Consider the following 12,072-nt stretch of genomic DNA (forward strand, 5'->3'; position numbering starts at 1 on the left):
GGCTCAGCCCTGGCCGGTTCCCTTGCCGCGAGAGGCCAGCACGGCGCCTGTGTGCTGGCCCAGCGTCGGTGCGGCGAAGGGCTCCGGCCCCGGCGTGCGGCCGAACTGCACGGGCCGCGTGAAGCCGCGATAGGTGCCGAGCGTGGGGTGCGCGAATTCCGTCACCATGTCTCCGGCCAGCACCTGCGGGTTGTCGAACATGTCCTCGACGGTGCGTGCGGCTGCGCAGGGCACGTCTTCGCCGAAGCGCTCTTCCCATTCGAGCGCGCTGCGTTCGGCCAGCGCCGCGCGCAGCCGGGGGACGATCTCGGCGGAATGCTGTGCGCGCTTGCGTACCGAGTCGTAGCGATCGTCGACCGCCAGCTCGGGCAGCCCGACCTTGGCGCACAGCGCCTGCCAGAAATGCGGCGTATTGGCGGAGATGTACAGGTAGCCCTCGCGCGTGGGATGCAGGCCGGTGATGCCACCGGAGCGCATGTCGCGCCCCACGTCCTTGGGCTCGCCTTCGGCCCACACCATGCGGGCCGACTGCATGGTGAGCGCGGAGCGCAGCAGCGACACGCCGACGTACTGGCCGACGCCGCTCTTCTCGCGCTCGTACAGGGCCGAGGCCACGCCGGCGGCCACCAGCGCGGCCGCGTAGTAGTCGACCACCGAGCCGTAGAGGATCTCGGGCGGACCGCCGCGCTGGCCCTGCAGCGCGCACATGCCCGTCATGGTCTGCAGCACCTGGTCGTAGCCTGCCTTCTCGCGCAGCGGCCCGGTCTCGCCGTAGCCGGTGACGGCGCAGTAGATCAGGCGCGGATTGAGCGCCTTCAGCTGCTCGTAGCCGATGCCCAGCCGCGGCGGCACGCTGGGCCGGAAGTTGTGCACCAGCACGTCGGCCGTGCCCACCAGCACCATCAGCGCGGCAAGGTCGTCCGCGTTCTTCAGGTCGAGCACCACGCCGAGCTTGCTGCGGTTCACGCCGATGAAGGCGCGGCTCTCGGCTTCCAGGGTCGATGGGTACTTGCGCAGGTTGTCGCCCGTGGGCGGCTCGATCTTGATGACCTCCGCGCCCTGGTCGGCCAGCAGCGAACAGCCGTACGGGCCCGCGATGTAGGCGCTCAGGTCGAGCACGCGCAAGCCACTCAGCGGGCCCGCAGGGCCGCTGCGCGGGGGCAGGCGCGCGTCGTTGCCGGCATCGTGGGGTGGGGCGAGGCTCATGGGTCTTCTCTTTCTCAGTCTGCGGTGATGTTCTGTTGCCTGGCCAGCTTCTTCCAGCGCTCCACGTCATCGGCGATCACGGTGCCGAACTGCGCCGGCGTGAGCGGCGTGGCGATCGCGCCTTCACGCAGGAAGCTGGCCGCGATCGTCGGGCGGGCCAGGATCTGGTTGACGGCCTGGTTGAGCTTCGCCACCACGTCGCCCGGCGTGCCCGCCGGTGCCAGCAGGCCCCACCAGAGCTCGAACTCGTAGCCGGGCACCGCGACGGCCATCGGCGTGAGGTCGGGCGCGACGGGGCTAGGCTTCAGGCTGGTGATGCCGACGGCGCGCAGCTTGCCCGCGCGCACCATCGGCAGCAGCGACGGCCCGCTGGAAATCAGCAGCTGGGTCTGGTTGCCGATCAGGTCGGTCACGGCCGGGCCCATGCCCTTGTACGGGATGTGCGCGATCTGAAGGTCGCCCACCTTGGCCTTGAGCAGCTCGGTGCCGAACTGGTTGACGCTGCCAGAGCCCGAGGAGGCGTAGTTGTACTGGCCCGGCTTTGCCTTGATGGCTGCGATCAGCTCCGCGGGCGTCTTCGCGGGAAAGTCGTTGTTGACCGCGACGATGAAGGGGCCCTTGGCGAACATGGCCACGGGCGCGAGGCCCTTCACCGGATCGAAAGGCAGCTTCGACTGCACCGCCGCATTGGTCGTCATGCTGGAGGACACCGCCACCAGCGTGTAGCCGTCGGGCGTGGCGCGCGCCACCTGCGCGGTGCCGGTGTTGCCGCTGGCGCCGGGCCGGTTGTCGATGATCACCGGCTGCTTGAGCTCGTCGCCGAGTTCCTTGGCGATCTGGCGCGCGAAGGTGTCGTTCGAGCCGCCCGCGGGGTAGGGCACGACGATCGTGATGGCCTTGGACGGATAGGCTGCCTGTTGTGCGAACGCCGTGCCGACGGGCACGCATGCGCTGGCGAATGCAATGGCCGCGAGGGCGCCTGGGCGAAGGATGGTGGGAATGCGCATGGTGTGTCTTGTCTCCTGGTTCTTGTGTGTATGCGTGCCTCGCCGGGTGCGAGGCCGATGCGATCAACCGGGCAGCAGCCCGAGCCCGCGCGCGCTCTCGACGATGGCGCGTGCGCGAAGCACGAAGGGGATGTCGATCATCTTTCCGTCCACCACGTAGGCACCAATGCCCTTGGCGTCGGCCTCGCGGGCCGCTTCGACCACCTTGCACGCATGCGCGATTTCATCGTCGGTGGGGAGGAACACTTCGTTCGCGATGGCGACCTGGCTCGGATGGATGCAGGTCTTGCCGAGGAAGCCGAGGTTGCGCGCGAGCTTCGCTTCGGCGCGAAAGCCTTCGGCATCACGGATGTCGGCGAATGCGCTGTCGTAGGCGTAGACACCGGCTTCGCCGGCGGCGATGCGCACCGCGAACATCGCCTGCTGGATCGCTTCCGGCGCACGCCGCGCGATGCCCAGGGGCTCGAACAGATCGCCGAGGCCCAGCTGCAGCCCCTTCACGCGGGGATGCGCAAGAGCGAGCTGCGAGGCCATGCGCAGGGCGGAAGGCGTTTCGATGTTGAGCAGCAGGCCGATGGGTGACGTCACGCCATGCGTCCGCTCGGCACGCTCGATGGCTTCTGCCGCAGCCTGCACGTGCGCCGGGCTATCGGGCTTGGGAAGGTTGATGAGCTGCACGCCGGGCATCGCCACCGCGGCGATGTCGTGCTCGAAGTGCGGCGTGTCCATCGCGTTGACGCGGACGATCAGGGTCTTGCCGGCGGCCTTGGCATCGACGCCCGCCAGCAACTGGCGCACGCAGTCGCGCGCCTCGTCCTTGCGCGCTTCGGAGACCGCGTCTTCCAGGTCGAGACAAATGCCGTCGGCTGCGCTGTCCAGCGCCTTGGCGAACAGCTCGGGGCGTGTGCCGGGAACAAAGAGCTTGCTTCTCATGCCTGCAGTGTCCGCAGTCCATGAGATTAGAAAAACACATGCTTTCTATGATCAGATCATAGAAAATCTATCTTCATGGAAACCGCCTACCTGTACAGCTTTCTCCTGGTGGTGGAGTCCGGTTCGATGTCGGAGGCCGCGCGCCGGCTCGACCTCACGCCCGCCGCCGTGGCCCAGCAGGTCCGCGCGCTGGAGCGCGAGCTTGGCGCGCCGCTGCTCGCGCGCGCCGGCCGCACGGTGCAGCCCACTGAGGCAGGGCACGAGTTGGTGCAGCGCGGGCGCAACCTGCTCAGGGAGGTGAGCGACATCAAGGCGCTGCTCGGCAGCGATGCCGCCGGCGGCGAGCTGCTGGTGGGCACCATCAACACCGCCATTCACAGCCTGCTGCCGGACATCCTGGCGCACTTCGTGAAGACGCACCCGGGCGCCAAGGTGTTCCTGCAGTCGGGCACCACCGCCACGCTCCACAAGGCGCTGCTGCAAGGCGAGCTCGACGCGGCCGTGTGCCTGCACCCGACGTTCGCGCTTCCGAAGACCTTCGACTGGTCGTTGCTGCGCGAAGAGCCGCTGGTGCTGCTCGCGCCCAGCCGCCTTGCGCGGCGCGATCCGCACGAATTGCTGAGGACATCGCCGCTGGTCCGCTACGACCGCAACCTCGGCGGTGGCAAGCAGGCCGACCGTTACCTGCGTGCCGCGGGCATCGTGCCGCAGGAGCGCTTCGAACTCAGCTCGCTGCTGGCGATTGCAATGATGGTCGACCGCGGGCTCGGCGTTTCGATCGTGCCGGACATCGCATCGCCGCTGCTGGAAGGCCAGCGCATTGCCAAGATCGCGTTGCCGCTGCCTTCGGAGCCTCGGCGCTTCGGCGTGCTGTGGCTGCGCGCATCGCCGCGGCTGAGGCTGATCCAGGGCTTCGTGGACAGCGCGGGGCAGGTCAGCGGAGGCAAGGGCATTTCGCGCAGAACCGCCGTATCCGGGATGGCTCAAAAAAGCAGGCTATAATCGAGAGCTTAGCGGCTGTAGCTCAGTTGGATAGAGTACTTGGCTACGAACCAAGGGGTCGTGGGTTCAATTCCTGCCAGCCGCACCACCTGTTGAAAAGCCCGGAAGATTCGTCTTCCGGGCTTTTTTCTTTGTTGGCTTCGCTTCGTTCGCTCCGGGAATTCCGGAAACGGGCGAAAAAGGCAGGCTATAATTGCAAGCTGTGCGGCTGTAGCTCAGTTGGATAGAGTACTTGGCTACGAACCAAGGGGTCGTGGGTTCAATTCCTGCCAGCCGCACCACTACAAGGAAAGCCCGCAACGCAAGTTGCGGGCTTTTTTCATTTGGAGGATCTGCGTGAGCAAGGCATTCACCAAGGAAACCGAGACAGACGGAGACGACGACGGCGCCGATGGCGCATCGCCTCCGCTGCCCGCGGGCAGCAAGAACTACATCACCCCCGACGGCTACGCGCGGCTGCGCGACGAACTGCTGCACCTGATGGACGAAGAGCGGCCGAAGATCGTCGAAACAGTGCACTGGGCGGCCAAGAACGGCGATCGCTCCGAGAACGGCGACTATCTCTACGGCAAGAAGCGGCTGCGCGAAATCGACCGCCGCATCCGTTTTCTCACCAAGCGCCTCGAAATCGCCGAAGTCACCGACCCCTCGGTGCACCACGGCCGAGACCAGGTCTTCTTCGGCGCCACGGTCCGCTATGCCGATGAAACGGGCGACGAGCGGAGCGTCACCATCCTCGGCATCGACGAGGCGGAAAGCGCCAAGTCGCAGGTCAGCTGGATTTCACCGATCGCGCGGGCGCTGCTGAAGGCGCGCGAGGGCGACGTGGTGAAGCTCGTGACGCCGGGCGGCGCGCACGAGGTCGAGATTCTGTCGGTGAGCTATCCGGCACCGCGCCCGGCCGCGACGTAACAACGCCGCTTCAATCAAGGCCCGCTCAGGGGACAGGCACCGTCCTCGATGCCGTCAGCACCGACGCAGTCCGGCGCGCGGCGCGCAGCACCGCATCGAGATGCGCGCGGTCGCGCACCGCGATCACGAAGCGCAGGTCGGTCGAATCCTGCGGCGTTTCATCGGCCATTTCGACGTGCGTGATGTCGGCTTCGGCGTCGGCCAGCGTGGCGGCGACCCGCGCCAGTACGCCCTTGTCGTTGCGCACCGTGATGACCACGCCGGTCTCGAAGGCACGCGTGGGCTCGTCGGCCCATTCGACGGCGAAGAAGCGCTCGCTGTCCTTGTGGCGCAGGCGCTGGCCCACGCCGCATTCTTCGGTGTGCACCACCAGCCCTTCGCCGTGTCCGAGGTAGCCGACGATCTGGTCGCCGGGAATCGGGCGGCAGCACAATGCGAAGCGCACCGATGAGTTCTCGCTGCCGTCCAGCGTGACTGCGCCCTGCGACACGGTTTCGTGCGAGATGAAGCGTTCGCGGCTCAGGAGCAGCGCGTCGGGGCGTTCGCCCAGCTCCGAGAGCATGGCCACGAGCCGCTTGGCGACGATGCTGGCAATGCGCTTGCCCAGGCCGATGTCGGTCAGCAACTCAGCTCGGGTGCGGTTGCCGGTGAAGCGCAGCAGCTTTTCCCACAGCGCCTGGTGTTCCTCGTCGTTCTCGGGCAGCTTGCTCAGGCCTTCGGCGCGCAATGCCTGCGCCAGCAGCTTCTCGCCCAGCCCTTCGGACTCGGCGTGTGCCAGCGTCTTGAGGTAGTGGCGGATCTTGGAGCGGGCGCGGCCCGTGCGCACGAAGCCGAGCCAGGCCGGGTTGGGCGTCGACACCGGCGCGGTGATGACCTCGACCACGTCGCCGTTCTTGAGCTCGGTGCGCAGCGGCACCTGGTCGCCGTTGATGCGCGCGGCCGAGGTGTGGTCGCCGATGTTGCTGTGGATGGCGTAGGCGAAGTCGACCACCGTGGCGCCACGCGGCAGCGCCATGATCTGGCTCTTGGGCGTGAACACGTAGACCGCGTCTGGGAACAGGTCGACCTTGACGTGGTCCCAGAACTCGGCGGCGTCGCGGGTTTCGTCCTGGATGTCGAGCAGCGACTGCAGCCACTTGGTGCCCAGGCGGTCATTGCTGGCTGCGTTCGGCTCGGCGGCCTTGTAGAGCCAGTGCGCGGCCACGCCGGATTCAGCCACCACGTGCATGGCCTCGGTCCGCAGCTGGAATTCGACGCTCACGCCGGCCGGCCCCACGAGCGTGGTGTGCAGCGACTGGTAGCCATTGAGCTTGGCGATCGCGATGTGGTCCTTGAACTTGCCCGGCAGCGGCTTGTACATCTGGTGCAGGATGCCCAGGCCGGTATAGCAGGCGATCACGTTCGGCACGATCAGGCGGAAGCCGTAGATGTCGGTCACCTGGGCGAAGCTCAGGTGCTTTTCTTCCATCTTGCGGTAGATCGAATAGAGCGTTTTCTCGCGCCCTGCGATCCGAAGCGTCATGCCGGCGGCCGAGAAGGCGGTCTCGACCTCTTTCTGCACTTTCTGGATCAGGTCGCGGCGTCGGCCGCGGGCCTTGGCCACGGCCTTGGAAAGCGTGGCGTAGCGCCACGGCTTCAGGTGCCGGAACGACAGTTCCTGCAGTTCGCGATAGGTCTGGTTCAGCCCGAGCCGGTGCGCGATGGGCGCGTAGATGTCGAGCGTTTCGCGCGAGATGCGCGCCCATTTCTCGCGCGGCGCATCGGCCAGCGTGCGCATGTTGTGCGTGCGGTCCGCCAGCTTGACCAGGATGACGCGCACGTCGCGCGCCATGGCCAGCAGCATCTTGCGGAAGGACTCGGCCTGGTTTTCTTCGCGCGTGTTGAACTGCAGCTTGTCGAGCTTGGTGAGTCCGTCGACCAGCTCGGCCACCGGGGCGCCAAAGCGCTCGATCAGCTCGGGCTTGGTTACGCCGCAATCTTCGATGGCGTCGTGGAGCAGGGCGGCCATCAGGGCCTGCGCGTCTAGCTTCCACTCGGCGCATTGCGCCGCCACTGCGATGGGGTGGGTGATGTACGGCTCGCCGCTGTTGCGCAACTGCCCGAGATGGGCCTCGTCGGCGAAGCGATAGGCGCGGCGGACCAGCTCGGTGTCTTCGGGGCTCAGGTAATCGAGCCGCGCCGTCAATGCGGCAAAGCTTGCTGCGGCCGCGTTCAGCGCCGCCGGGCTCGGCTTCGGCGTGCCTTTGGTGGCATGGGACTGATGTTTGGCTACCGCGCTCATGGCTACCACTTTAGCGTGACCGCTCCGTGGACGCGTCCGGACATAAAAAAAGCACCGCATTGCGGTGCCTTTTCGTTGCAGGGCTGCGTCAGATCAGCCCGGCACCTTCTTGAGCATTTCGAGGCCGATCTTGCCTTCGGCGATTTCGCGCAGCGCCGTGACGGCGGGCTTGTTCTTGCTCTCGATCTTGGGGGCGTGGCCCTGGCTCAGCATGCGCGCACGGTACGTGGCGGCCAGCACGAGCTGGAAGCGGTTCGGAATATTGACGAGACAGTCTTCGACGGTGATGCGGGCCATGATGAGAATCTTTCTGTCTGTGAGCGGATGAACTCGGATATCAGGGGATGTTCAGTGCGGCGAATGTGTCGGCACGCGCACGGCGCTGTGCGGAGTACCGGAGCCGCTGAGCGTGGACGATCGCCTTGAGATCGAAAAGCGCGCGCTCAAATAACTCGTTGATTATAACGAAGTCGAATTTCCCCGCCTGCGCCATCTCCTCGGCGGCATTCTTCAGGCGGGTTTCGATCACCGCGGCGCTGTCTTCGCCGCGCCGCTCCAGGCGGGAGCGCAGTTCTTCCCAGCTGGGCGGCAGGATGAAGATCATGACCGCGTTGGCAAAAGTCTTGCGGATCTGCAGCGCGCCCTGGAAGTCGATTTCGAGGATGACGTCGGCCCCCTGGGCGATCCGCTCCTCGATGGCCTTCTTGGAAGTGCCGTACTTGTGGCCGTGCACATGCGCCCATTCCACGAAGCCGTCGCCCGCGATCATGGCGTCGAACTCCGTCGGCGAGGCAAAAAAGTACTCGCGGCCGTGCTTTTCCTGACCGCGAGGCGAGCGGGTGGTGTGGGAAACAGAGGGCTGGACGGCTGCGTCCAGCTCCATCAGCGCCTTGACCAGGCTCGATTTGCCCGCGCCGCTGGGCGCCGCCACCACGAAGATATTGCCGGGGTAATCCATGCTTTCGCTCGTCATTCGATGTTCTGGACCTGCTCTCGCATCTGCTCGATCAGGACCTTCATGTCCACGCCAATGCGCGTGAGCTCCAGGGCTGCCGACTTGGAGCCCAGGGTGTTGGCCTCGCGGTGCAGTTCCTGGATCAGGAAGTCGAGGCGCTTGCCGATCTCGCCGCCTTTCTTGAGCAGGCGCTCGATTTCGTCGAGGTGCGAGTTCAGGCGGGTCAGCTCCTCGGCCACGTCGATGCGGATCGCGAAAGCGGTGGCCTCGGTCAGCGCGCGGTCCTGGGCGGCCTCGGGGAGGGTGCCGCCAGTGCTTTCGGTCAGGCCCATGGCCTCTTTCCAGCGCTCCAGGAAGCGGGTGCGCTGCTGTTCGACCAGCTGCGGCACCAGCGGGCCGGCCTGCTGCACCAGGGTGCGCAGCTGGGCCAGGTGGGCCTCGAGCATCTTGGCCAGCCGGGCGCCTTCGCGCTGGCGGGCCGACATCAGGCCGTCGAGTGCCTTGCCGGTCACCTCGAGCAGGTCGGGGCCCCAGTCGCCGCGGGCGGCGCTGTCGCCGCCGGCCAGGCGCAGCACGTCGGCCACGCTCAGGTCGCGGGCGCCGGGCAGCCAGGCCTTGATGCTGTCCTGTACCCCGTTGAGCCGCTGGAGCAGCTTCACGGAGGGCTCGACGACGCCCGCCTGGGCGGTGTTTTCGATGGCCGCGCGCACCTCGACCTTGCCGCGCTTGAGCTTGCCCGTGAGCAGCTCGCGCAGCGCGGTTTCATGCTGGCGCAGTTCCTCCGGCAACTTGAAGGTGAGATCGAGGAAGCGGCTGTTGACCGAGCGGATTTCGACCCCGAGCCGGCCCGCCGCGGAGGGCCGTGCTTCGGCTTCGGAGTGGCTGCCTGCGGACCCATTTTGGCCGCTGGCGTAGCCGGTCATGCTGTAAACTGGCATTGCGCCTCACTGTGGTTTTGCTTGCAAGCACCGAGGCGTCGGCACGGCGTTCGCTTGCCGCACCATCGCCTTCGGGCGAAACTCCCGGATTATGTCAAAGGTCAAGCCTTCGCCCCTGCTGCCCGATACGGTCATTGGCGGATACCGCGTTGTACGCCGGCTTTCCGCGGGTGGTTTCGGTGTCGTCTACCTCGCCATCGACCCTGCCGGACAGCAGGTCGCCATCAAGGAGTATCTGCCTTCGTCGCTCGCCACCCGGGGCCCCGACGAGCTGGCGCCCCAGGTGCCGCCCGAGAAGCTCTCCCTCTACCGCCTGGGGCTCAAGAGCTTCTTCGAAGAGGGCCGCTCGCTCGCGCAGATCTCGCATGCCTCTGTGGTCAGCGTGCTCAATTTCTTCCGCGAGAACGAGACCGTCTACATGGTCATGAACTACCTGGAGGGCGCCACCCTGCAGGATTTCGTGGTCACGGCACGAGACCTGAAAAAGCAGAAGGTGTTCCGCGAATCCACCATCCGGTCGCTGTTCGACGAAATCCTGCGCGGGCTGCGCATCGTCCACCAGTACAAGATGTTGCACCTGGACATCAAGCCGGCCAACATTTTCGTGACCGACGACGACCGCGCCGTGCTGATCGACTTCGGCGCCGCGCGCGAAGTGCTCAGCAAGGAAGGCATCTTCATCCGCCCCATGTACACCCCCGGCTTCGCAGCCCCCGAGATGTACCGGCGCGACTCGTCCATGGGCCCCTGGACCGACATCTACGCCATCGGCGCCTGCATCTACGCCTGCATGCAGGGCTACCCGCCCAACGACGCCCCCCGGCGCATCGAGAAAGATCGCCTCAGCCTGTCGCTGTCGCGCCTGCGCGGCGTGTATTCCGACAACCTGATCGAGGTGGTCGAGTGGTGCATGTCGCTCGACCCGCTGTCGCGCCCGCAATCGGTCTTCGCGCTGCAGAAGGAACTCAGCCGCGAGGGCGAGCGCCGCTACACCAAGCTCACCGTGGGCGAGAAGGTGCGGCTGTCCATCGACAACATCCGCTCCTTCGACAAGAAGGGCCTGCCCAAGGCTGCCGCGCCCACCACGCGGCCCGCATGACACCACCATGAAATTTTCCGTCTTCCAGGTCAGCCGCAAGGGCGGCCGTCTCAAGAACGAAGACCGCATGGGCTATTGCTACACGCGGGAATCGGGCCTGTTCGTGCTGGCCGACGGCATGGGCGGCCATCCTGAAGGCGAAGTGGCGGCGCAACTGGCCCTGCAGACCATCGCCGCGCTCTACCAGCGCGAAGCACGCCCCATCGTGAAAGACGTGAAAGCCTTCCTGGCCGAATCGGCCATGGCCGCGCACCAGCAGATCATGCGGTACGCAAGCCACAAGGCCATGCTCGACACGCCGCGCACCACCGTCGTCGCGGCCGTGCTGCAGGGCACCACCGCCACCTGGATGCACTGCGGCGACTCGCGCCTGTACGTTGTGCGCGACGGCCGCCTGCTCACCCGCACGCGCGACCACTCCCACGCCGAGCGCCCCAAGCCGCATGGCTCCGACACGCCCGTCAACCGCAACCTGCTGCTGACCTGCCTCGGCTCGCCGACCACGCCGCTGTTCGACGTGTCGAGCCCGCTGCAGCTGCAGCGCGGCGACCGCCTCATGCTGTGCTCCGACGGCGTGTGGGGCGTGCTCGACGACGCGCTCATCGTGCACACGCTTTCTTCCGGCAAGCCCGTGTCCGACGCCGCCCCCGACCTCGCCGAAATGGCGCTGCGCAAGGGCGGCGCCCACAGCGACAACGTCACGCTCATCGCCCTCGAATGGGAAATGCCCGACAGCACGGGCGACGACCGCAGCGGCGTGTCCACCGAAACCATAGAAGACGGCGTGTTCGCCTCCACCATCCAGGCCGGCATGCCGTCGGACAACGAGATCGACGACCTCGACGAAGACGCCATCGAGCGCTCCATTGCCGAGATCAACGAAGCCATTCGCCGCTCGGCCGCCCGCAAGACCTGAGCGCGCCGTTCGTTCCTTTTTCTCCTCTTTCGAGTCTCAAACAATGACTGCTTTCACACGAAGCGGCGGCCGTGCCGCCGACCAGCTGCGCCCGGTGCGCATTACCCGTGGCTTCACCATCCATGCCGAAGGCTCGGTGCTGATCGAGTTCGGCCAGACCCGCGTGCTGTGCACCGCCTCGGTAGAAGAGAAAGTGCCGCCGCACAAGAAGGGCAGCGGCGAAGGCTGGGTCACGGCCGAATACGGCATGCTGCCGCGCGCCACCCACACCCGCAGCAGCCGCGAGGCCGCCAAGGGCAAGCAGACCGGCCGCACGCAGGAAATCCAGCGCCTCATCGGCCGCTCGATGCGCGCCGTGTTCGACCTGGCTGCCCTGGGCGAGCGCACCATCCACCTCGACTGCGACGTGCTGCAGGCCGACGGCGGCACGCGCACCGCGGCCATCACCGGCGCCTTCGTGGCCGCGCAAGACGCCGTCAACAAGCTCATCGCCGCCGGCGCCCTCAAGGCCTCGCCCATCAAGGGCCACGTGGCCGCCATCTCGGTGGGCATCGTCGAAGGCACGCCGCTGCTCGACCTCGAATACACCGAAGACTCCTCCTGCGACACCGACATGAACGTCGTCATGACCGGCGCCGGCCACTTCGTCGAAGTGCAGGGCACCGCCGAAGGCGTGGCCTTTACCCGCGACGAAATGAACAGCCTGCTCGGCCTTGCCGAAAAGGGCATCGGCGAACTCGTGACCCTGCAGAAGCAGGCGCTGCTCGCCGCCAACTGACCACCTCCAGCTACTGGCGCCTGCTTTCAAGGCAGGCGCCACAGC

At 66.6% G+C, this 12,072-nt stretch carries 12 protein-coding genes and 2 tRNA genes; 7 read left to right on the forward strand and 7 right to left on the reverse strand.

Annotation, left to right across the window (positions count from 1 at the left end):
- Nucleotides 1–3: 3 nt before the first annotated feature.
- From ACWV14_RS06460 to ACWV14_RS06470, 3 genes are all read right to left on the reverse strand, one after another.
- Nucleotides 4–1,206, reverse strand: a complete 1,203-nt coding sequence (locus ACWV14_RS06460) for a CaiB/BaiF CoA transferase family protein (RefSeq protein ID WP_454907641.1) — start codon at nucleotides 1,204–1,206, stop codon at nucleotides 4–6.
- A gap of 14 nt (nucleotides 1,207–1,220) precedes the next feature.
- Entirely contained in the window at nucleotides 1,221–2,213 is a 993-nt protein-coding gene (locus tag ACWV14_RS06465) for a tripartite tricarboxylate transporter substrate binding protein (protein ID WP_454907640.1), read from the reverse strand.
- Nucleotides 2,214–2,276: 63 nt separating this feature from the next.
- The gene (locus ACWV14_RS06470; RefSeq protein WP_454907639.1) at nucleotides 2,277–3,146 is read right to left on the reverse strand and encodes an HpcH/HpaI aldolase/citrate lyase family protein; all 870 of its coding nucleotides are present in this window, start codon (nucleotides 3,144–3,146) and stop codon (nucleotides 2,277–2,279) included.
- A 75-nt stretch (nucleotides 3,147–3,221) separates the two neighbouring features.
- On the opposite strand from ACWV14_RS06470, the gene ACWV14_RS06475 reads away from it, so the two are divergent.
- From ACWV14_RS06475 to greB, 4 genes are all read left to right on the forward strand, one after another.
- Nucleotides 3,222–4,148: a LysR family transcriptional regulator gene (locus tag ACWV14_RS06475; RefSeq protein ID WP_454907638.1), complete on the forward strand. Its 927-nt coding sequence runs from the start codon at nucleotides 3,222–3,224 to the stop codon at nucleotides 4,146–4,148.
- Between the two features lie 11 nt (nucleotides 4,149–4,159).
- Nucleotides 4,160–4,236 (forward strand) — tRNA-Arg (locus tag ACWV14_RS06480).
- Nucleotides 4,237–4,352: 116 nt separating this feature from the next.
- Nucleotides 4,353–4,429, forward strand: a tRNA-Arg gene (locus ACWV14_RS06485).
- Between the two features lie 55 nt (nucleotides 4,430–4,484).
- A complete protein-coding gene (gene greB, locus ACWV14_RS06490; RefSeq protein WP_454907637.1) occupies nucleotides 4,485–5,060 on the forward strand; it encodes a transcription elongation factor GreB in 576 nt (191 codons plus the stop codon).
- A gap of 25 nt (nucleotides 5,061–5,085) precedes the next feature.
- Here greB and ACWV14_RS06495 read toward each other — a convergent pair whose 3' ends face one another.
- The 4 genes from ACWV14_RS06495 to ACWV14_RS06510 all read right to left on the reverse strand — a co-directional run bounded on the left by ACWV14_RS06495 (nucleotide 5,086) and on the right by ACWV14_RS06510 (nucleotide 9,234).
- A complete protein-coding gene (locus ACWV14_RS06495; RefSeq protein WP_454907636.1) occupies nucleotides 5,086–7,341 on the reverse strand; it encodes a RelA/SpoT family protein in 2,256 nt (751 codons plus the stop codon).
- 93 nt (nucleotides 7,342–7,434) lie between these two features.
- Entirely contained in the window at nucleotides 7,435–7,638 is a 204-nt protein-coding gene (rpoZ, locus tag ACWV14_RS06500; RefSeq protein WP_007835875.1) for a DNA-directed RNA polymerase subunit omega, read from the reverse strand.
- A gap of 40 nt (nucleotides 7,639–7,678) precedes the next feature.
- Nucleotides 7,679–8,299 (reverse strand): guanylate kinase, encoded by a 621-nt coding sequence (gene gmk, locus ACWV14_RS06505; RefSeq protein ID WP_422089131.1) that lies wholly within the window; start codon nucleotides 8,297–8,299, stop codon nucleotides 7,679–7,681.
- A gap of 11 nt (nucleotides 8,300–8,310) precedes the next feature.
- Complete coding sequence (locus ACWV14_RS06510; protein ID WP_106936933.1) at nucleotides 8,311–9,234, reverse strand: YicC/YloC family endoribonuclease; 924 nt, start codon at nucleotides 9,232–9,234, stop codon at nucleotides 8,311–8,313.
- A 91-nt stretch (nucleotides 9,235–9,325) separates the two neighbouring features.
- Here ACWV14_RS06510 and ACWV14_RS06515 point away from each other — a divergent pair, with 91 nt between their 5' ends.
- The 3 genes from ACWV14_RS06515 to rph are packed head-to-tail and all read left to right on the forward strand — an operon-like array spanning nucleotide 9,326 to nucleotide 12,027.
- Nucleotides 9,326–10,333, forward strand: a complete 1,008-nt coding sequence (locus ACWV14_RS06515; protein WP_081269837.1) for a serine/threonine protein kinase — start codon at nucleotides 9,326–9,328, stop codon at nucleotides 10,331–10,333.
- A 7-nt stretch (nucleotides 10,334–10,340) separates the two neighbouring features.
- On the forward strand, nucleotides 10,341–11,249 hold the full coding sequence (locus tag ACWV14_RS06520; protein ID WP_422085199.1) for a PP2C family protein-serine/threonine phosphatase: 909 nt from the start codon (nucleotides 10,341–10,343) through the stop codon (nucleotides 11,247–11,249).
- Nucleotides 11,250–11,292: 43 nt separating this feature from the next.
- Nucleotides 11,293–12,027 carry a ribonuclease PH gene (gene rph, locus ACWV14_RS06525; protein WP_454907635.1) on the forward strand — a complete coding sequence of 245 codons (735 nt, stop codon included), beginning with the start codon at nucleotides 11,293–11,295 and terminating at the stop codon, nucleotides 12,025–12,027.
- Nucleotides 12,028–12,072 lie beyond the last annotated feature (45 nt).

It is taken from the genome of Variovorax durovernensis (assembly GCF_977011995.1).